Source organism: Bradyrhizobium arachidis (assembly GCF_024758505.1).
Lineage (GTDB): Bacteria > Pseudomonadota > Alphaproteobacteria > Rhizobiales > Xanthobacteraceae > Bradyrhizobium > Bradyrhizobium manausense_C.
Genome location: NZ_CP077970.1, coordinates 3,843,023 through 3,862,622, shown reverse-complemented (window position 1 = coordinate 3,862,622; position 19,600 = coordinate 3,843,023). Strand labels below are relative to the sequence as shown.

The 19,600-nt window shown below is 62.4% G+C and carries 21 protein-coding genes; 12 read left to right on the top strand and 9 right to left on the bottom strand.

Translation table 11 applies throughout. The features are described from left to right. The first annotated feature begins 61 nt into the window (after positions 1-61). The 4 genes from KUF59_RS17560 (at position 62) to KUF59_RS17545 (ending at position 2,301) form a co-directional block, all read left to right on the top strand. The gene (locus KUF59_RS17560) at positions 62-529 is read left to right on the top strand and encodes a hypothetical protein (RefSeq protein ID WP_258769728.1); all 468 of its coding nucleotides are present in this window, start codon (positions 62-64) and stop codon (positions 527-529) included. Between the two features lie 45 nt (positions 530-574). Next, positions 575-841, top strand: coding sequence for a hypothetical protein (locus KUF59_RS17555; protein WP_258769727.1), 267 nt, complete (start codon positions 575-577; stop codon positions 839-841). Next, positions 838-1,185 carry a hypothetical protein gene (locus KUF59_RS17550; protein ID WP_258769726.1) on the top strand — a complete coding sequence of 116 codons (348 nt, stop codon included), beginning with the start codon at positions 838-840 and terminating at the stop codon, positions 1,183-1,185. Before KUF59_RS17555 ends, KUF59_RS17550 begins: the two co-directional genes overlap by 4 nt. 198 nt (positions 1,186-1,383) lie before the next feature. Then, positions 1,384-2,301, top strand: coding sequence for a restriction endonuclease (locus KUF59_RS17545; RefSeq protein ID WP_258769725.1), 918 nt, complete (start codon positions 1,384-1,386; stop codon positions 2,299-2,301). A 90-nt stretch (positions 2,302-2,391) separates the two neighbouring features. Here the strand turns inward: KUF59_RS17545 and KUF59_RS17540 are convergent, their stop codons facing one another. The 3 genes from KUF59_RS17540 to folE form a co-directional block, all read right to left on the bottom strand. After that, the gene (locus KUF59_RS17540) at positions 2,392-3,213 is read right to left on the bottom strand and encodes a hypothetical protein (RefSeq protein ID WP_258769724.1); all 822 of its coding nucleotides are present in this window, start codon (positions 3,211-3,213) and stop codon (positions 2,392-2,394) included. Between the two features lie 306 nt (positions 3,214-3,519). Continuing rightward, positions 3,520-3,942: a phosphoribosyl-AMP cyclohydrolase gene (hisI, locus tag KUF59_RS17535; protein WP_212458428.1), complete on the bottom strand. Its 423-nt coding sequence runs from the start codon at positions 3,940-3,942 to the stop codon at positions 3,520-3,522. Positions 3,943-3,969: 27 nt separating this feature from the next. Continuing rightward, positions 3,970-4,662 (bottom strand): GTP cyclohydrolase I FolE, encoded by a 693-nt coding sequence (gene folE, locus KUF59_RS17530; RefSeq protein ID WP_212458427.1) that lies wholly within the window; start codon positions 4,660-4,662, stop codon positions 3,970-3,972. Positions 4,663-4,919: 257 nt separating this feature from the next. On the opposite strand from folE, the gene KUF59_RS17525 reads away from it, so the two are divergent. Beyond that, positions 4,920-5,375: an iron-sulfur cluster assembly scaffold protein gene (locus KUF59_RS17525; RefSeq protein WP_212458426.1), complete on the top strand. Its 456-nt coding sequence runs from the start codon at positions 4,920-4,922 to the stop codon at positions 5,373-5,375. A gap of 140 nt (positions 5,376-5,515) precedes the next feature. On the opposite strand, the gene KUF59_RS17520 is transcribed toward KUF59_RS17525, so the two are convergent. Further along, positions 5,516-6,436, bottom strand: a complete 921-nt coding sequence (locus KUF59_RS17520; RefSeq protein WP_258769723.1) for a COG3904 family protein — start codon at positions 6,434-6,436, stop codon at positions 5,516-5,518. 248 nt (positions 6,437-6,684) lie between these two features. Here KUF59_RS17520 and yidD point away from each other — a divergent pair, with 248 nt between their 5' ends. The 3 genes from yidD (at position 6,685) to KUF59_RS17505 (ending at position 8,778) form a co-directional block, all read left to right on the top strand. Further along, positions 6,685-7,035, top strand: a complete 351-nt coding sequence (yidD, locus tag KUF59_RS17515; RefSeq protein ID WP_258769722.1) for a membrane protein insertion efficiency factor YidD — start codon at positions 6,685-6,687, stop codon at positions 7,033-7,035. 128 nt (positions 7,036-7,163) lie between these two features. Further along, positions 7,164-8,468 (top strand): tetratricopeptide repeat protein, encoded by a 1,305-nt coding sequence (locus KUF59_RS17510; protein WP_258769721.1) that lies wholly within the window; start codon positions 7,164-7,166, stop codon positions 8,466-8,468. 127 nt (positions 8,469-8,595) lie between these two features. Next, positions 8,596-8,778, top strand: coding sequence for a hypothetical protein (locus tag KUF59_RS17505; RefSeq protein ID WP_212458422.1), 183 nt, complete (start codon positions 8,596-8,598; stop codon positions 8,776-8,778). A 10-nt stretch (positions 8,779-8,788) separates the two neighbouring features. Here KUF59_RS17505 and KUF59_RS17500 read toward each other — a convergent pair whose 3' ends face one another. Further along, a complete protein-coding gene (locus KUF59_RS17500) occupies positions 8,789-10,003 on the bottom strand; it encodes a hypothetical protein (protein ID WP_249140305.1) in 1,215 nt (404 codons plus the stop codon). 14 nt (positions 10,004-10,017) lie between these two features. Beyond that, a complete protein-coding gene (locus KUF59_RS17495) occupies positions 10,018-11,385 on the bottom strand; it encodes an APC family permease (RefSeq protein WP_212458420.1) in 1,368 nt (455 codons plus the stop codon). A gap of 319 nt (positions 11,386-11,704) precedes the next feature. Between KUF59_RS17495 and KUF59_RS17490 the strand changes: the two genes are divergently transcribed. After that, on the top strand, positions 11,705-13,039 hold the full coding sequence (locus tag KUF59_RS17490) for an alpha/beta hydrolase (RefSeq protein WP_212458419.1): 1,335 nt from the start codon (positions 11,705-11,707) through the stop codon (positions 13,037-13,039). Between the two features lie 151 nt (positions 13,040-13,190). After that, positions 13,191-13,517, top strand: a complete 327-nt coding sequence (locus tag KUF59_RS17485; RefSeq protein ID WP_212458418.1) for a GrlR family regulatory protein — start codon at positions 13,191-13,193, stop codon at positions 13,515-13,517. Between the two features lie 57 nt (positions 13,518-13,574). Here KUF59_RS17485 and KUF59_RS17480 read toward each other — a convergent pair whose 3' ends face one another. From KUF59_RS17480 to KUF59_RS17470, 3 genes are all read right to left on the bottom strand, one after another. Continuing rightward, the gene (locus KUF59_RS17480) at positions 13,575-14,000 is read right to left on the bottom strand and encodes a hypothetical protein (RefSeq protein ID WP_212458417.1); all 426 of its coding nucleotides are present in this window, start codon (positions 13,998-14,000) and stop codon (positions 13,575-13,577) included. A gap of 98 nt (positions 14,001-14,098) precedes the next feature. Next, complete coding sequence (locus KUF59_RS17475) at positions 14,099-15,268, bottom strand: MFS transporter (protein ID WP_212458416.1); 1,170 nt, start codon at positions 15,266-15,268, stop codon at positions 14,099-14,101. Positions 15,269-15,377: 109 nt separating this feature from the next. Then, positions 15,378-16,631, bottom strand: coding sequence for a hypothetical protein (locus KUF59_RS17470; protein ID WP_212458415.1), 1,254 nt, complete (start codon positions 16,629-16,631; stop codon positions 15,378-15,380). Positions 16,632-16,858: 227 nt separating this feature from the next. On the opposite strand from KUF59_RS17470, the gene thrS reads away from it, so the two are divergent. Both thrS and KUF59_RS17460 read left to right on the top strand, forming a co-directional pair. After that, positions 16,859-18,901 (top strand): threonine--tRNA ligase, encoded by a 2,043-nt coding sequence (gene thrS, locus KUF59_RS17465; protein WP_212458414.1) that lies wholly within the window; start codon positions 16,859-16,861, stop codon positions 18,899-18,901. 94 nt (positions 18,902-18,995) lie between these two features. After that, complete coding sequence (locus tag KUF59_RS17460; RefSeq protein ID WP_212458413.1) at positions 18,996-19,559, top strand: nitroreductase family protein; 564 nt, start codon at positions 18,996-18,998, stop codon at positions 19,557-19,559. The last annotated feature ends 41 nt before the right edge of the window (positions 19,560-19,600 follow it).

The following is a 19,600-nucleotide window of genomic DNA, read 5'->3' as shown; positions in this document are numbered from 1 at the left end:
ACTGTTTGCGAAGCTAACAACTGCCTCCGCTTGTGTCGATCATCAAGGAAACTAAGGAACCATGAAGTATCTAACTATCGCATTCACCATGCTCATGATGGGCACGGCCAATGCGCAACTCACCCCGACCATTCCTAACTCGGCCTACGACGCCATCCGTGGTGCCGTGCAGGACGCCCAACCGATAGTGACACCGCCACTGCAGGACGAAATCACCAAGGCTTTGGTTCAAAAGCTGAAGGAAGCCCCGGCTCCTGCGCAAGTCACTCCTCATATGACTTTCGACCTCAACGGAATGAACTCTGATCAGCGCGCTTTGTTCGTTATTACTCTGCACGTTCATCGCGCCATCTGCACCACCAAGCAGCCGGATATACTGATCAATATGGCGCACGCTATTATGACCAAGGCTCCGCCTGATGCCTCCGATCTTGCTCGTCACTTAAAAGATCAACAGGCAGAAGCTGGTCGCGGACCGGGTGAATGGTGCCGTGCCGTTTCAGGCGCGTTCAAAACCTACGTTGAATGACTACGCTGAGCGTCGCTTGCTCAGTGACAAAACGAGGAGACCTATATGTCAATGAAAACCTTGGTACAAGAGTCGGTCACCATTGAACCGACACCGCGCGACGCGGGTCTCAAGCTCACGCTCGAGATTGTCGACTACGATAACGGCATCATCAACGTCAACGGTCAGCCTTTGGGCGGCATGGGCGGCTCGTTTCCCGACCGCTCGCAGGCGATTCAGGCGCTCAACTCATTCATGAGCGTTGCGTTGCAGGAGCTGTTCACGCAGTCGCGCAAGCGGAAGGAGAACGCGCAAACTGGAGGGTTAAGATGACTTCTTTTCGAAGGTTGGTGATGGGAATTGCCGAACTGATGGCGGTGCTTTCGATATTTTTCGGTACCCTTGTCGGAGGAATTTACGGCGCGTTCTACGGCTTGATTCTTCCGCCCGTTTTCGGAGTTGCCAACGTTGACATCAATTTGCAAGGCTTCGGCCACGTAGCGAATGCCGGAGTCGTGTTCGGGATTATCATGGGCGCAATTTTAGGATTTGTTCTTTCGTCATCAGTGGCGGGCGGCATCTTCTTTTTTGCCCAGATTGAACGGAACACCCGTAGTCTATTGGAAAGAGAACGCTTCGAAGAGCCAACACAATATCGGGCCGCCCCCCGTTTCTAAGCGATCGGCTCGGCTCAGACACCGTTGATGTCCACTTGTCCCCCAACTACCGCACGGACAGAACCTTCCAAGAGGAAGGGCAGCTACTGTATAATGATGAGTGACTCGACAAGGTCGCCATCGCCACCGTATGCCATAAGGTAGTGTCGACCTGCGATTGGAGGGCTTCGTTTGTCAGTCCCAGACTATCAGTCTCTCATGAGGCCCTTGTTAGCTTTCGGGGCTGACGGTCAGGAGAGGAACATAAACGCGGCTATCGATGCCTTGGCAGACGAGTTTCATCTGACCCCTGAGAATCGGGAGCTTCTACTCCCAAGCGGCAAGCAGAGGGTATTTGCTAATCGGGTTCATTGGGCACGCACCTATCTCGACAAGGCTGGCGCACTCAAGCGAACCAGACGCTCCCATTTCGTAGTCACCGACAGGGGCAGAGAACTCCTCAAACAAAACCCGGATCGCGTGGACGCACGTACTCTCCGCCAATTTGCTGAGTTTCTGGCGTTCCAAACACCACGGGTTGAATCCGGTGAAGCAGAGGAATCTGATCAGGTAGAAAAACAACAGTCAATCGTTGAACTGTCGTCCGCAACACCAGAAGAAACCCTTCAAGCCGCCGAGGACACGATCTCGGCAAGCCTCAGGACACAATTACTCGCACGCGTCTTGGAGTTGTCACCGGCGCTCTTCGAGCGCCTCGTCGTCGATCTGATCATAGCGATGGGATACGGCGGAAGTCGCGCCAGCGTTGTTCAACGGCTTGGAAAGAGCGGTGACGAGGGAATTGATGGCATAGTCAACGAAGACCCGCTAGGGCTCGACGTAGTTTACATTCAAGCGAAAAGGTATGCATCGGATAATACCGTAGGCCGGGAGCGCATCCAGCAATTCGCCGGGGCGTTGGTCGGACAAGGAGCGACCAAGGGAGTTTTCGTTACAACCAGTTCATTCACGCGCGGCGCTTCCGAGTTTGCCTTGCGCATCCCTCAGAAGATTATCCTGGTTGACGGCAACGAACTCACCAGACTGATGATGCAATACGGCGTGGGAGTTCGTACCGAGCGGACCATTGAACTCAAGCGAATCGACTTGGACTATTTCGAAGAAATGGACGACTGAGGCCGCGAGCGCAGCGACGATGAAGAGAAACCGTTTCATGTCGTCCTCCAAGATGGCGACTACGTGCAGCCGCAACGGCTGCCCCAATTGTTAGTGCTTCCTTTCTCCCTTGAGGAACAATTCTGGGTATAGCAGGAACGTCCGTTCAACAACGAACTTAAGCCAGCCTGCGCAGTAATCGAGCACGACGTCCATCTGCAAAAACTGGTTCTTTAAATCAAGGGTATTGGCAGCTTGATCGACAAACAGCGCTTCGGATCGCGAATGGCTGGCCGGATGTGTGTGCACGAAATTTGAAGTGTTCGCCCAGATTGCGTCAAAGTGATTGACGTCTTGACCCATTTCGCGAACAGCAGCACGAAGACCTCTTAGATAGACCTCGCTTCCATCTACTATCTTCTTCTGCCGCTCCTGGTCGAGCGCCTTGAATTGAGGTGATTCGGAAATCAGCTTTCTGAGAGTACGTTTTCTTTCCTGCCGTTTTTCATTTTCGAGTCCATCTTCATCACCGAGTTTCATCTTGTCCAGATGCCCCGATATGCGACCGCGCGAGGTGATGTCGTGAAGCTCAAGTATGTGCATACGCAATTCCCATTCATCGTTTGCGATATGCAGGTCAGAAATATATCCGAACAATATGGCCGCATCGACTATCATCCTGCCGATCACGGCGATTGAGGGATGATCAAGTACGAACCATTCAATGCCAGCCTCCTTTTCGGTTTCCTCGCTCGGGGACGTCAGCTTCAGGATACTCGTTGCGGCCACGGTCAGACGAAACAACAGCACATTTGCCCACCCCCTCCGTGGTTCTACGGTTTGCTTCCGGGCTGCATCATGCACTTTGACGAGGAAGTCGTAGTACTCACGAAACTTCTGCAGTGCTGCTAAATAATCATCTACTTCTGACACCCGACAAATCCCTTCAAGGCCACCGACCACGCTGGGCTGAACCATAGCGCACCGTGACAGCCCGCATCATGGTGGGCAGGAAGCGGGTGGGTAACTTGGTCTAAATTGCACAAACGTGTCAGTGCTTAGGAGGTCAGTTTTGGTCGGCCCCTTGGCCCTTGCGGCGCATCGCTCAAAAGCCTAGCTGGGCGCTAGCTTTACGAGTCATAGTTCGATAAATAATAAAGCAACATCAAATACTTATTGCGAGATTAGGCATTAATGCGGGGTTAAGGAGTGGTTTTGCGCCCCCGGGGCGGCCGCGGCCTACTTCTTGTAGACCTTGTCCGGATCGAACAGCCGCTCGGCGTCCACGAAGACGAGCTTCGCAATGCCGCCTTGGGGCTCAACCTTGCGATAGAAGCAAGACCTGCGGCCGGTGTGACAGGCCGCGCCGACCTGCTCGACGCGGATCCAGACCGCGTCCTGGTCGCAATCGGTACGCATCTCGACGACGCGCTGGGTCTGACCCGAGCTCTCACCTTTTCGCCACAAGGCGTTGCGCGAGCGGCTGAAATACCAGGCCTCGCCGGTCGCAATCGTCTTGCGCAGGGCCTCGTCATTCATGTGGGCGACCATCAGCAGGTCGCCCGTCGCGGCGTCTGTTGCAACGACGGTGACGAGACCGGCGGCGTCGAATTTGGGCCGGAAGTCGAGGCCTTCCTCGATGTCGTGGGAATGAGCGGACACAAGACCCTCGCTAGTTACCGGCGAGGATCAGCGCTGTAAGCCTCGCACCAAAGACAGGAAGCGAGCCTGCTCCGCCGGGTTGTCGCGGAACATGCCCGTGAAGCGGCTGGTGAACGTCGATGCACCATGCTTGGCGACACCGCGCACCGACATGCAGGTATGCTCGGCCTCGATCAGCACGGCGACGCCGCGCGGCTTCAACACCTCGTCGATCGCGGCCGCGATCTGCGCGGTCAGGTGCTCCTGGGTCTGGAGCCGGCGGGCAAAAATGTCCGTCAGCCGCGCAAGCTTCGAAAGGCCCACGACGCGCTCGACCGGCGTATAGGCGATGTGCGCCTTGCCGTAGAACGGCATCATGTGATGCTCGCATTGCGAGGTGAATTCGATGTCGCGCACCAGCACGAAGTCGTCATAGCCGGCAGTCTCGCCAAAGGTGCGGTCGAGCACCTCGGCCGGGCACTGGTGGTAGCCCTGGTAGAGTTCGTCAAACGCCTCGACCACGCGGCGCGGCGTATCCAACAGGCCCTCGCGCTCGGTGTTCTCGCCGATATAGGCGAGCAGCGTCTTCACGGCGTGCTCGGCCTCGGCGCGCGCGGGGCGCGGCTGGTCGGCACGGACGGCGGCCGCAAGGAATTCCGCAGGATCGAGCTCTGCGGGGCGGCCCTCGGGCTGCTTGTCAGAAGGCTTGTTGGGGCGGATGGGCTTGATCAACGCGTCCATGTCAACTCCGTTCGACCGGCCTTTCGGCCGGAGTGTCACCGGCAGACGGGGCGGAATGCCGCCGGACGCCTGAAGAGAATAACCGATCCTGGCGCCGAGCGGTCCTTTACCTTAGCGCTGCGGGCGTGGTTCTGGACCACCGCTGCTGCACGGCTGGACTGTTTTTCCGCCAGTTCCGACCCTATATAGGACCGAGGACGGCGGCCGCCAAGACCGATCCCTCAGGAAGCCGCAAGCTGCGCCTCGGACTCCATGACATGCTGAACGACATCTATAACAAGCGGATCATCGAACTGGCCGGGAATATCCCCCGTCTGGGCCGGCTTTCCGACCCCGATGCGACCGCAACGGCCCATTCCAAGCTGTGCGGCTCGACCGTGAAGGTCGATCTCAAGATGAGTGGGGACACCGTCACCGACTTCGCCCATGACGTGAAGGCCTGCGCGCTTGGACAGGCCTCCTCATCCATCATGGCAAGTCAGGTCGTCGGCTCGACCGCGAGCGAACTCCGTGAGTTACGCGAAACCGTTCGCAAGATGCTGAAAGAAAACGGCGCCCCGCCGGACGGAAAATGGGCCGAGATCAAGTTCCTCGAGCCGGTCCGTGACTACAAGGCGCGCCACGCCTCGACGCTGCTGACCTTCGATGCCGTGGTCGATGCGATCGGCCAGATCGAGGCCAAGGCGAAGCAGCCGGCTACGGCGCAGGGCTGATTCTGCAGGTTCGTCATTCCGGGGCTCGCGTCAGCGAGAACCTCAGATGCGCAATTGCGCATCGGAGAATCCAGAGGTTAGGTTACGGATCGAGATACCGGGTTCGCGCTTTGCGCGCCCCGGAATGACCGAGTTTGGAGTTACTTCTGCGGCGCCGTGGTCGGCGTTGCGACGCCGCCGGTCGGCACCAGCGCTTCCGCGGTCTGGGTCGACTTTGCCGCCTGCACGTCAGGATGATCGGCGAACCGTTCCTGCGATTTCGGCGCCGCGTCGGCCATCGCGGGCGCCGCGAGGCCGGCCATCGCGGGTCCTGCGAGATTCACATTCGGCAACACGTCCGCGATGAGATCGGTGGTCACGAGATTGGTGAGCTTCAGCTCCCCGGCCGTCAGCTCGTGCAGGTCTTCCCACGGCGGAACGCTCAGCGCGAGCGACAGGAGGTCCCCCGCACCGCCCATGTCGAAGGTGTATTTCGCCAGCCGCCCGATGTCGCGCTCGACGATCATCAGATCCTGTGCGCTGTAGCTCGCGGCCTTGGCATCGTCGGCACGGTCGCCCATCCAGATCTGGTGCACGCGGACATGCGCGGCTTCCGGCACGTAGCGCTTCTTGCCGGACAGCAGCAGGAACGCGCACATGGATTCGCAATAGGCTTCCGGTGCGATGGTCGGACGCGTCGCCTGCCCGCCGCGATTGCTGACGCCCACGGTCGTCAGCAGGCCCAGATTGCGGAAACGCCGACCGAGCGTGATCGCGTCATTGACCGAGCCGCCGCTGGAGTCGAGCACGACGGTCGCGCCGCCAAGCTGGCGCCCGCGCGCAAACTCCTCGAAATCTTTCGGCGTATCTGATGTGATGATGCCGACGGCGCTAACCCAACCGCGGCAGTCCGGCTCGCAGGCGACCCAGTTGAACTTCATCGGCAGCTTGCGCTCTTCGAGTGTGCCACCGGCGCGAGCAGTCGTGCCGGAGGTTGCGATTGCGCCGGGCAATGCAACACACAGGGCGGCGGTTCCCACCAACAACCACCTGCGAGGATCGAACGACTTTAGAGGTCTCAATCTGGTTCCTTCCCCAAGCCCCAAGGTAGCCCAACAATCCCCGGTTAGTGCCCGATGAGTCCATCATACAGACGTATGATTCTACACATGGACGTCACAAAAATGGTATCCGGGGGAATACAGCTCGTCCACAGAGACTTGCTGCACTGCCCCCTAAAAACATGCAAAATATGGCGCGCGTACAACAGCTTACTGTTCCCTGCGCAGGAACCGCGCAACTCGTCGCACAGGATTGCCGCACGGCGCACATGAAGCATTCAGCCTCACATCGAGGTTCCACCGCCCTCACGCTGGTGCTGCAGCTCCCGCGCAGATTCGGCCGCGCGCTGATCTGGCTCTACCGCCACACGCTGTCGCCTCTGGTCGGCTACAACTGCCGGCACCTGCCGACCTGCTCGGCCTATGGCGACGAGGCGATCGCGCGTTACGGCCTCTGGGCCGGCGGCTGGATGACGCTCGCGCGGCTGTTGCGCTGCAATCCCTTGGGCACATCGGGCATCGACCGCGTACCAGAGGCCGCGCCGCAAGGCGCTCGCTGGTATCTGCCGTGGCGCTATGGGCGCTGGCGCGGCGTGTACAATCCGTCGCATCCCGGCTGATCTTTTCCAAAACACCTTGAAATTCGCCGGTCGCTGCTGTTTGCTAGCACAACCTTTGATAGTTTCGTCGTCACCGAAATTTTTTGGACCATCGTTTTTGCCGCCCAGCGTTTCGTCGAGGGCATCAAATGGCTTACGGATTGCCGGGTTCACAGGATTCACCGTCGTCGGGCGGATTGGTCCTGGCGCTCAAGAACAGAGACTTCGCGATCATCTTCGACTGGTTCGCGAGTTACTTCTTCGGCTTCGCCATCGCCGGCTTCATTGCGCTGTTCCTCGGTGCGCTGCCATCGCGCGGCTTGGACTCGCTGCGCATCGTCGCGCTCAGCATGGTGTTCGCCTGCGCCAGCACCGTCTGCGGATGGCTGCTCGGGTTGCTGTTCGGCATTCCCCGCACCTTGTCGCGGCCGCAAGCCGCACCCGCTCCGGCGCCGCAACAGGGCGCCGCGCCAGGCCAGACGCCAGCTGCAGCCGCGCCCACCAGCCGCGTCAACACCAATCTCGAAGACATCTCCGACTGGCTCACCAAGACGCTGGTCGGCGTCGGCCTGACGCAGCTCTACTTCGTACCCCACTATCTCTGGCAGGCCGCGGAGAAGATCAACAACGCCGGCTTCAGATGGGACGGGTCGGGCCAGTTGCTGGCGATCGCGCTCTTTCTCTATTTCGCCCCGGGCGGATTCTGGCTCGGCTATGTCGGCACGCGAACGATCCTGACCAAGCTGCTGGACACCATCGACGGGCCAAGCCCTGCCGTGGTCGATGCAGCTCTGAGGGAAGGATTGAAGATCGACCTCAACGGACGGATCGTCGACTCCACCAACCCGACGGTGAAGTCGGCGGATGCGGCCCTGCTGACGGTGCCGATGACGGCCCTCAACAACTCGCGTCAACTGACCGCCTGGGGCACCGCGCGGGCGCGTCACAACGATCTGGAGAGCGCGACCGTTGCGCTCCAGGAAGCCAATCGTGTCGACCCGGCCGACCCGATTGCAAAGCAAGCGCTGGCGACGGTTTACGCCGCGCAACGGCGCAACGCCGACGCCGAAAAAGTAATCCAGGGCGACCAGGACACCGAACTGGCCGTGTTCCTTGCGCTCTACGAACCGCCGCCCCAGGGCTTCACCAGAGCTCTCGAGATCGGCACGCGACTGCTTCGGCAGCCCGAAGCGGCCAAGAGCCTCAACCTCCACGTCTGGCTTGCGTCGGCCTACGGACAGCAGCACAAGCACGCGCTCGAGCAGAACGACAGGGATCTGGCCGAGCGCGCGCGCAAGAAAGTGGTCGAGGAAGTCCAAGCCGCGCTCGACATCGATGCGAAGACGAAATCACTGCTTCGCTCGTTCTGGAAACCGGCGCCGGGCGCGCTTGATGACGATCTGGCGAGCATTCCGCCTGGCGATGCCGACCTCACCCGGCTCTTGGGACCGTAACATCAGGACCGGGCGCCAAAGCTCCGGCTTGTTGCAGCGCCTCCAGCGGGCTTGCGCATCACGGCGCGGGGAACTGCAAGACGGGCAGCCGCGTTGACTTGTTGCTTCCCTCCGGGAGGAAACAACAATGCGCTGGAAAATCAGCCCCGATAACGCCCACCGGCATCACGACCCCAGGCAAGTCGACCTGCTCGCCATCATCGCGCTGCTCATCATTGTCGCCGCATCGATCTGGTATCTCACGGCCAGCTTCACCGCGGCCCCGAGCTCGACCGCTTTCATCGTGCCTAGTCAGAATGTGCGCTGGTAGCTAAAGCACGCTAGCGGAACCAGAACGAGCGATCCAGCGGCGTGATCGGCGCGGGCGGGCGCGGCTTCTTCGGACGCGGTTTGGGCGGTGGCTCGGCCGACGAGGTCGTTTCCGCAGGCGCGGTCTCGCTGCCCGGCACCTTCACCGACAGCAGCAGATTCGATTCATGGGTGCGCCAGCGATAGCCGATGCCGAAGTCGATCGGCTGCGCGCGCGTGAACAACTGCGCGTAGGAGTCCTGGTAGCGGCCCGGGAATTCCGCGATCGGTCCGAGATAGCGGCCGAACGGGAAGAAGCGCCATTGCCGCGCATTGTAGTGTCCAAGCGGAATTCCGGAATCGTCCTGGATGATGGTCGCGCTGTTGGCGAGCAACCAGTCGCGCGCCACGGTGAAATTGCCGGAATGCAGCAGATACGACGCGCTCTTGATCAGGCTGTTGCCGGGTCCGAGCGTCTCGCAGAACTTCAGGAAGCCGGCCGCACGCGCTCCGGAATTGGAGAGGTCGGTCGAAAAATAATACAGCGTCTTGGCCTGGCCGTCGCTGCCGGCAAAGCTGATGCGCACGCCGCGCGTGGCGTTGGGGCCTGCATTTTCGCCGGCGGCACGCACCCCGCCCTTGTCGTCCAGCGAGATCATTTCGACACTCTTGATGGTCTTGCCGGAGCGCGCGAGGAAGACATAGAGGATCGGCAAGGTGCCATTGACCTGGTTGCTGTGCAGGTCGACCTTCATCTGCTTGGTGATGAAGAAGGAGAAGCTCAGGATCGAGCCGAGCGAGCGTTCGACATTGTAGAGCGCAGCGCCGACCGAGCCGCGCGGCAATTTGGTCAAGTCGGGCACCGCGCCGACCGGCTCCAGCGCGCCGAGCACATACGTATTCGCCTTGGAATAGAAGGCGTCGGCGTAGAGGAAGTCCGGGCCGCTGAAGAGATAGAACATGGTCGGCCGCGGCGCCGCCAAATTGACGTCGGACCAGGCGCGGATCTTCGCCAATTGGCGCTGCTCGAGCTGGGCAAAGGCGCCGTCGAAAAACTTTGCGTGGCGTTGCCAGGAGGGATCCCTGGTGTACGGCGTCAAAGGCGACTCCGCCGAGGGCTGCATGCCGGCGAGGAAGCGCGCGGTGTCGTCGGGCGTGACGTCCGCGGCGCGCGCGGCGCCCGGGACCGCAAGCGCGGCGCCGGCGACCGCGAACAACAAGGTGAAAGCGACGGCCGCAATTCTCATGGGTCGAAACATCTCTATGCGCGATTGTCTGAAGCTGTGGCGGCGTCCGGCCGCTTGCGGAAAATGGCGTAAATCAACAGGCCGGAGAGCATGATCAGCATACTCGACAGTGACTGACCCGGCCGCTCGGTGAGCAGATAGTACATCATGAACGCAGTCACGAGCAGGAAAACCAGTGGCGTGACCGGGTATCCCCAGGCGCGATAGGGGCGCGGCAGGTCGGGCGCGGTGATGCGCAGCTTGATCACCCCGAGCACGGTGAAGAACGAGCAGAACAGCAGCGAGAACTGGATGAATTCGAGCACCGCCTCGAAGCTGCGGGTGAACAGCAACAGGTTGGCGACCGCGAGCTGAAACAGGATGGCATAGGCCGGCGCGCCGTTCGCGGATTTACGTGAGAACACCCGCAGCGCCGGAATGTCCTCTCCCATTGTCATCATCACGCGCGGGCCGATCCACATCATCGCGCTGATCGAGGAGATCAGGCCGACGCAGATCATCGCGCCGACGATGCGCCCGCCAATGCCGCCGAAAATGGCTGACCCGGCGACGCTCGCGACGTCGAGCTGGCCGGCGAGCTTGCCGATCGGCGTGGCATAGAGAAACACCGCGTTAAGCGCGACATAGAGCACCATGACGATCAGCGTGCCCGCCAGCAGCGCGCGCGGCAGGCTCTGCTGCGGCGTGTGCATCTCGCCGATGATGTAGGTCGCGGCGTTCCAGCCCGAGAAGGAATACATCACGAAGACGAGCCCGATCGCGAAGGGCGCGCTGGCGATGTGGCCGAAGTCGCCCTGCACCGGGAGGAAGTTGATCGGCTGCCGTTCGCCGATGACGAAGCCCGCGACCAGGAAGGCGACGATGAGGACGACCTTCAGGATGGTCGCGACGAGCTGGAAGGTCGAGGAGTGCTTGACGCCAGTGAGCTGGACGATCGACACCAGCCAGACCACGCCGATGGCGAGTGGGATCGGCGGCAGGTCGGGAAACACCGATTTGGCGTATTCGCCAAAGGCCATCGCGGCGAGCGCGACGGGTGCGGCGAAGCCGACGGTCGCCGAGACCCAGCCGGCGAGGAAGCCGAAGGCGGGGTGATAGGCGCGGCTGAGGAAATTGTATTCGCCACTCGAGCGCGGAAACATCGCCCCGAGTTCGCTATAGGCGAACACGCCGCACAGCGCGACGATGCCGCCGACGGTCCAGAGCAGCAGGATCGAGAAGCCGGACGGGATGTCCTTGACCTGGAAGCCGAGGCTCGTGAACACGCCGACACCGATCATGTCGGCCACGACGATCGCCGTCGCCACGAGGACGGAAACACCGGACCCGCCTCCGAGATGCCGGCCAGGCCACGCCGCGCTTCCCGCCTCTGATGCCGTCATCGGGTCCCTAAGCTGAGGCGTGCTCGCCTCTCCAAGCATCGTGCAGATTGAGCCAGTCAATTCAAGCAGGGTTAACAAGGGTTAAATGAGGCAACCAAGAATGGTATTTGGGCACCTCTTACGCGCGTCCGTAGGCAATAAACCGGGCGTCGTGTGGTGAAGCCCGGCCCCCTCCCCCACAATCGCGACACGATTGCGTGGTCTTTTGAAGCCATCCGGATGTGGGGAGTTTCTCCGGAAGCTTAACGTCGCCTAAACGCCAGTCGGCTCAATTAGATCAACATTGCCGCTGGGTTCACGGCTTGGGGTTACTGGGTGGATGGTCGGGGCCGTTCCGAGAGTTGAAGCAGACACGCGTGCTGACTGGACGACATCGTCCGGCGCACGCGGCCGCGCGCGTCGGATAGGCATCGTCTGCGCCTTTGTGCCGCTGTCCCTGGCGCTGGTTCAATGCGGCAAGGCGCCCAACCCGGCAGCGCTCGCCGCGAACTCGCAGGCCAACACGCAAGCCGTCGCCAAAACCAATACCAACGCCAGAACCCAGCAAGTCGCAAGCGGCGACACGTTCGACGACCGCTTCCCGGCGCCGCAGTTCAAGGAGCGTTTCCCTTCCGCGAGCGAAAGCTTCCTGCAGCGCCAGATGTCGGATTTCTCGCCGAAGCGCGCGGTGCAGCAGCCGGAGCCGCCGCCCTACAAGGTCGCCTCGCTCGAGCCGCAGGTCCCCTACAAGCGCCCACAGCGCGACGACCTGACGACCCTCGTCAGCATGAAGTCCTCGGCCTTTCCCTATTTCGGCAACAACCCCGCCTCCGAGGCGCCCTTCCTCAACATCTCCAAGGGCGAGCGCCGCGGCCACCGCAGCTATTCGGGGCGCGTCTACTGGCAGGACGAGACCTACAGCGACAGCCGCGTGATGATGCACGTCCCCGAGCATTTCGACGCGCGCAAGCCGGGCGTGATCGTGGTGTTCTTCCACGGCAATGGCGCGACCCTCGAGCGCGACGTGCGCGACCGGCAATTGGTGCCGCAGCAGATCACCGACTCCGGCGCCAACGCCGTGCTGCTCGCTCCGCAGATGGCGGTCAATGCCGCCGATTCCAGTGCCGGCAAGTTCTGGCAGCCCGGCGGCTTCAAGCGCTTCATGGCTGAGTCAACCGAGCACCTCGCCCGCCTCTATGGCGATCCGAACAGCGCGCGCGCCTTCGCCAACATGCCGATCGTCATCGTCGGCTATAGCGGCGGCTTCCTGCCGACCGCCTGGAGCCTCGAGGTCGGCGGTATCAGCGACCGCGTGCGCGGCGTGGTGCTGCTCGACGCCGTTTATGGCGAGCTCGACAAGTTCGCCTCCTGGATCGAAAACCACCGCTCCAGCTTCTTCGTCAGCTCCTACACGCGCTACACCGCGCGCCGCGATCGCGAGCTGATGAGCATGCTGCGACAGAAGGGCATCGGCGTGTCCGAGGACATGGACGGCCCGCTGCGCCCCGGCAGCGTCGTGTTCGTCGAGACCGGCAACGGCATCACCCATCGCGACTACGTCACCCGCGCCTGGACGCAAAACCCGCTCAAGGACGTGCTGGTGAAGATGGCGGCGACGCCGTCGCTGGCGCTGACCCGCGTGGCGGCGAGCAGCTCGGCCTCGTCGAGCCGCTAGTTTCTGCAAGATCAGGCATTCGGCTGCGCTGCGTTCTGCCCGCTCATCCGATGATCAAATTGTGATGTTGACGGGCAATCCACCCGTGACGACACGGGTTTGTTTCTTGCGACAACGCCCCTAACGTGTGGTCAGGATTCGGGGACTGAATTTGCGCGAGGGACTCTACAAGGTCGATTTCCACACCGTGCACGGCACCGGTTGCGGCGTGGTCTATGTAGCCAACGGCAAGATGCGCGGCGGCAACTCCGCCTTCGCCTTCATCGGCACCTATGCCGGCGAAGGCGACAGCCTCAAGGCCAAGATCTCGACCGAGCGCTACAATGCCGACCCGGCCTTCCGGCCGCTGTTCGGGACCGACCGGATCACGCTGACACTGAACGGCAGGACAGACGGCGACATGGTGGAGTTCGAAGGCTCCGCTTTGCAGTTGCCCGGCCTCGCCTTCAGGGCCGTGCTGGCCCGGCTTAGCGATTAGCCGAGCCGGCGCGCAACGCGGGACTTAAGGTCCCTAGCTGTCTCAATTCCTGATATCTCAGTTCTTGGGCAGCTTCGGGATGCTCTCGGCAAAGCCGTTGAAGCAGGTCAGCCGCTCGTCCTCTTCCTTGAAGAAGCGGCAATCGGCCACGCCCTTGGCCTTCGCGGGCTTCGGCTTCGGCTGGGGCGGAATGACCGCATCGTAGCAGTTGAGCCGGTCCTTGGTGCCGTCATCGAGATCGAGACAGCTTTGCAGCCGGACGGCCGTGGATTGCGGCTTGCCCTTCGCTCCGGCTGCTTTTGGCGCTGCCGGTGCGGCAGGTGCAGCCGCGTCTGGCGCTGCAGCCTGTTTCGGTGCTGCCGTCTTGGTCCCCTTCGGCTTGACCTGCACCAGCGGCTTGTCCCCCACCATCGGCGGCTTGTCGGTTTGCGCAAGCGCCGTCCCCGCATAGAGCACCGCGACAAGCGCCAGAATCATCCTCATCTCAGTCAACTCTCGTTGGTCCCACCACTCGCCTTCTAGCCCTCTCCCGCGCGGTTTGCCAAGCGCTGACAGCGGGAAAAGCGCCTCCGCCGCCGGGATCAAACCTGGACGGCCGCCCGCGGCCTGGTCAGGACCACGATGGCGAGCGCCACCGCAACGAAGCCGGCCGCCACGAAGCCAGACGCGTGGGGCAACTCGCGTCCAAACAAGGCCCCGCCGATCGCCGAGCCCACGGCCTGGCCGATATAGAGCACGGAGGTGTTGAGCGAGACGGTCGCCGGCGCCAGCGCCGGCGCGGCGGTGACCAGCCGCACCTGCTGCATCGAATTGGTCGAGGCAAAGCCCAAGCCCCAGATCGCGACGGCAGCCGCCATCGCCGCGAAATTGCCTGATGTCAGGGCCCAGCCGGCAACGCCTGTTAGCAGCAGGCTGGTGAACAGGACCGACGTCTTGTAGGGCCCCCAGGTGTCGACGATGCGGGTAGCGATGGCGACGCCGAGGAAGCCGCACAGGCCGTAGAGACCGAACACCAGCCCGATCGCGTCGGGGCCGGCATCCGTGAGCGTCTTGAGCAGCGGCCCCATGAAGGTGAACACCACGAACTGCCCGGACATCTGGAGCATCGTGATCGCAAGCAGCAGCACGATGATGCGGCTGCGGCCGACGTCGGCCCAGGTCTTGAGATCGACCGGCGTGCCCTTCAGCCCTGCGGGCAGACGCAGAGCCAACAGCACGAAGCTGAGGCAGCCGAGCACGCCGACCTCGGCGTAGGCCGCGCGCCAGCCGTAGCGGCTGGCGATGAAGGTGATCAGCGGCAAGCCGACGGCTGCGGCCAGCGACCATCCGAGAAAGACATAAGCGATCGTGCTGCCGCGCTTCTCCGCCGGCACGATCAGCGCCGCGGTGCCGGCGGCCTGCGGCGTGTAGAGCGCGCCAACCGCCAGCATCACCAGGCGGATGACGAGCAGGCTCGTATAGTCCGGCGCGAGCGCGGAGGCGATGTTGCCGAGGGCGAGCACCGCAAGCGTTGCCGTGAGCAGGGTCCGCCGCTCGATGCGGCTGGTCAGCCACGCCGTCAACGGCGAGCCGATGCAGAGCGTGATGGCGCCGAAGGTGATCAAAAGGCCGGCGGTGCGGATGCTGATATCGAGCCCGGATGCGAGCTCAGGCAGCATCCCAGCGGGCGCCAGCACCGAGCAGCCGGTGACGACGTTTCCAAGCATCAGGGCGGTGGGCGCGAAGCGGCCGGCGGCGGCGGCATTTTCCATGCAAGTGCATTTAAGCGATCGCGTTACGACCCGAAAGGCCCTGCCGGACTTATTTCGCGGCCTCGTCGCGCAAGCCACCGCGCCCCGCCTCGCCAGGGAGCGGCGTTCACTATGGCGGCACCGCATCCACCGTTGGAGAGCCGGCCGCGGGGCCCGACGGAAACGGACTCGCCATCGTCGCGGTCGATGCCGCGGGGCATACTGTCAGCATCTGCGTCCATGCCTCGGCGAAGCCGGTCGTATCGATCTCGAAGGTCGTAAGATTGCTCTGGCCGTCGGCCGCCGGCATGCTCTCGCCCATGAGCAGCCGGGGCGTTGACAGCATCGCGTTGATCGTGTCGGGCGCCACCGTATCACTCCAGACATCGAACTTCCCGACGCGCGCCGGGAAACGCCCGAATGACACCGATTTTCCCGGCTCGGCCATCATGACGATCGTGCTCTTGCCGGTCGTGCCCACGTCGTACTCCCGTGAGAACAACAGCCGCGCGCGATTCTTGTTCTCGCAGAACAGCCGCCACTCCATGATCCGGAACGAGGCGCCGTCGTCCTTCCTTGCGAGCACAACTTTACGAGCATAAGGCCGTGCGCCCTTCTCCAGCGTCCACAATGTCTCCGGCTGGGCACGCGTATCGATGCCGAAGCGGTAAAGCTCGGGGCGCGTGAGCACGTGGATACTTTCGAATTTCACCGTCTTGATGAGGTCGGTCAATTCGCCCTTGATTCCCATCGCAGCGATGAAGGCCGCCCGTTCCCGATCGGCCATCGCGAGGCGTTGCTGCCTCAGTTCGGCAACCACCTGCGGCGGCGGATCGCCGCGGATCAGCAACGTGAGCCTAGAGTTGTGAACCGCAATCGCCGCGTCGGGCGCAACTTCGCGCGTCGTCGCGCCGAGGAACAGATAGCCGCACGCCGAGTTGCACATCGCCTTGCGGGTGGTGAGCTCTGCCTCGACCTCCCCACCCGCGTTCTTGATCTTCAGGCAGGCGTCGTCGATCTGCGTCCCGGAAGCACATGCGGTGACGATTGTCCGTCCCACGCGAGCGATAGCCTTGCGGCTGCGCAGCAGCCGTCCGATCGCGAAGGACTGGTCCACGGCACCGCCCGGCGAGTGGAAATAGATCGGTCGCTGCGTATCCTTGACGCCGGCAAGGAACCGACGGATTCGTGCGGCTGCCCCCTGATCGACCGTCCCCTCGACGGCGATCCAGCGATCGCAACCCTGTCCGCACGAATTCGCCGGCCCCTTGGCAAGGTAGATGACCAGCTTCGACGGAAATCCCGCTTTCTCCGCCGGGGTCTGCGCCCGCAGCTCACCGGCAATCAACAGCAGGGTCGCGAGAAACAGCAGCCGAACCTTCATGATGCACGAAAACAACGGTCGAACCACAGAGACGTGAGAGCACGACAACGTTAGACAATGAAACTCAAGGCCGCAACCCATGGTGGCATGGCGGCGCGCGCCTCGGCGAACCGCTCCGGCCCCGATTTTCCCAAGATTTGCCCGATTGCATCGCCCGAATCGCCTGCTATACCGCTCGCTCCCGCTTACCTGCGTCCGTTCGCAGGAGTGAGCTTCAGGAGAAATGCATGTCCGACGACCACAAGTCCGAATCCGGCTTTCAATACAGCCTCAGCAATCTGAAACCCGTGACCGCGCCCGCCAAGGTTACCCTCACCTTCCCCGACGGCGCCAAGCGTCAATTCGACAAGAGCATCACCGGCCTCGAGATCGCCAAGGGCATCTCGCCGTCGCTGGCCAAGCGCACGGTTGCGATGGCGCTCGACGGCGTCGTCTCCGACCTCGACGATCCCATCGAGTCCGATGCCAAGATCGAGCTGATCAATCGCGACGACCCGCGCGCGCTCGAATTGATCCGCCATGACTGCGCCCACGTGCTGGCAGAGGCCGTGCAGGCGCTGTGGCCCGGCACCCAGGTCACCATCGGCCCCGTGATCGAGAACGGCTTCTATTACGACTTCTTCCGCAACGAGCCGTTCACCCCGGAAGACTTTGTCGCCATCGAGAAGAAGATGCGCGAGATCGTCGCGCGCGACAAACCCTTCACCAAGGAAGTCTGGGATCGCGAGAAGACCAAGCAGGTGTTCCGCGACAAGGGCGAGGCCTTCAAGGTCGAGCTGGTCGACACCATTCCCGGCAACGAGCCGATCAAGATCTACTACCAGGGCGACTGGTTCGATCTGTGCCGCGGCCCGCACATGACCTCGACCGGCAAGATCGGCAACGCCTTCAAACTGATGAAGGTGGCCGGCGCCTATTGGCGCGGCGACAGCAACAATCCGATGCTGACCCGCATCTACGGCACTGCCTTTGCAAAGCAGGAAGACCTCGACGCTTACCTGAAGCAGATCGAGGAAGCCGAGAAGCGCGACCATCGCAAGCTCGGACGTGAGCTCGACCTCTTCCACTTCCAGGAGGAAGGTCCGGGCGTCGTGTTCTGGCACGCCAAGGGTTGGACCATCTTCCAGCAGCTCATCGCCTATATGCGGCGACGCCTGACCGGCGACTACAGCGAGGTCAACGCCCCGCAGATCCTCGACAAGGTGCTGTGGGAGACCTCCGGCCATTGGGGCTGGTATCGCGAAAACATGTTCGCAGCGCAGTCCGCCGGCGACGAGGCCGAGGACAAGCGCTGGTTTGCGCTGAAGCCGATGAACTGTCCCGGCCACGTGCAGATCTTCAAGCACGGCCTGAAGAGCTACCGCGACCTGCCCCTGCGCCTCGCCGAGTTCGGCGTGGTGCATCGCTACGAGCCGTCGGGCGCCATGCACGGGTTGATGCGCGTGCGCGGCTTCACGCAGGATGACGCCCATGTGTTCTGCACCGAGGAGCAGCTTGCCGACGAGTGCCTGAAGATCAACGATCTGATCCTGTCGACCTATGCCGATTTCGGCTTCACCGGCGATCTGACGGTGAAACTGTCGACCCGGCCGGACAAGCGCGTCGGCACCGACGACATGTGGGATCACGCCGAGCGCGTGATGGCGACGGTGCTGCGCGAGATCCAGTCGCAGAACAATCACATCAAGACCGAGATCAATCCCGGCGAAGGCGCCTTCTACGGGCCAAAATTCGAATACGTGCTGCGCGACGCCATCGGCCGCGACTGGCAGTGCGGCACCACGCAGGTCGACTTCAACCTGCCGGAGCGGTTCGGCGCCTTCTACATCGACCATGACGGCGGCAAGAAGCCGCCGGTGATGGTGCACCGTGCGATCTGCGGCTCGATGGAGCGCTATATCGGCATCCTGATCGAGCACTATGCCGGCAACTTCCCGCTCTGGCTGTCGCCGGTGCAGGTGGTGGTCACCACCATCACCTCGGAGGCCGACGAATATGCCAAGCAGGTCGCGGCCGAGGCGCGCAAGGCCGGCCTCCGCGTCGACCTCGACCTGCGCAACGAGAAGATCAACTACAAGGTCCGCGAGCACTCGCTGGCCAAGATCCCGGCGTTGCTCGTGGTCGGCAAGAAGGAAGCCGAGACGCATTCGGTGTCCGTCCGCCGTCTCGGCAGCGACGGCCAGAAGGTGATGCCGACCGCGGAAGCTTTAGCCGCTCTGCTCGACGAGGCGACGCCGCCGGACGTGAAGCGGGCGCGGGAAACGGCCTGATCGGCTGAAATAGATCTAAATTCGCTTTCGGTTCCGGGCATGCATGCCTATTTCGGGTATGCATGCCCGACGACCAGCCGAAGAGGATACTTCCGTGCCCGACGCCATCGAACTCCTGAAGACCCGCCGCTCGGTCAAGCCGCGCGAGATGACGGGGCCCGGCCCCTCGCCCGCCGAGCTCGAGACGATCCTCACCATCGGCGCGCGGGTGCCGGATCACGGCAAGCTCGCGCCCTGGCGCTTCATCGTCTTCGAGGGCGAGGCGCGCATGCGCGCCGGCGAGGTAATCGCGCGGGTGTTCGCGCGCAAGAATCCGGGCGCGCCGGCGGCCGATGTCGAGGTCGAGAAGCGGCGGCTGACCGACGCTCCGCTCGTGATCGGCATCGTCAGCTTCACAAAACCGCATCCGAAGGTGCCGGCTTTCGAGCAGGAATTGTCGGCGGGCGCCAGCGCGATGAACATCGTGACCGCGGCGACCGCACTGGGCTACGGCGCCTGCTGGCTGACCGGCTGGTTCGCCTTCGATCGCGACGTGCTCGACGGCCTCGGCCTGAAGGCAGACGAGAAGCTTGCCGGTTTCGTCCATATCGGCAAGCCCACAAAACCCAGCGAAGACCGTCCGCGCCCGGCGCTCTCGGAGATTGTGACGCGGTTTTAATCGAGCTGTCTCTGTTGACGGTAAGACATCTTCCGGTTTTG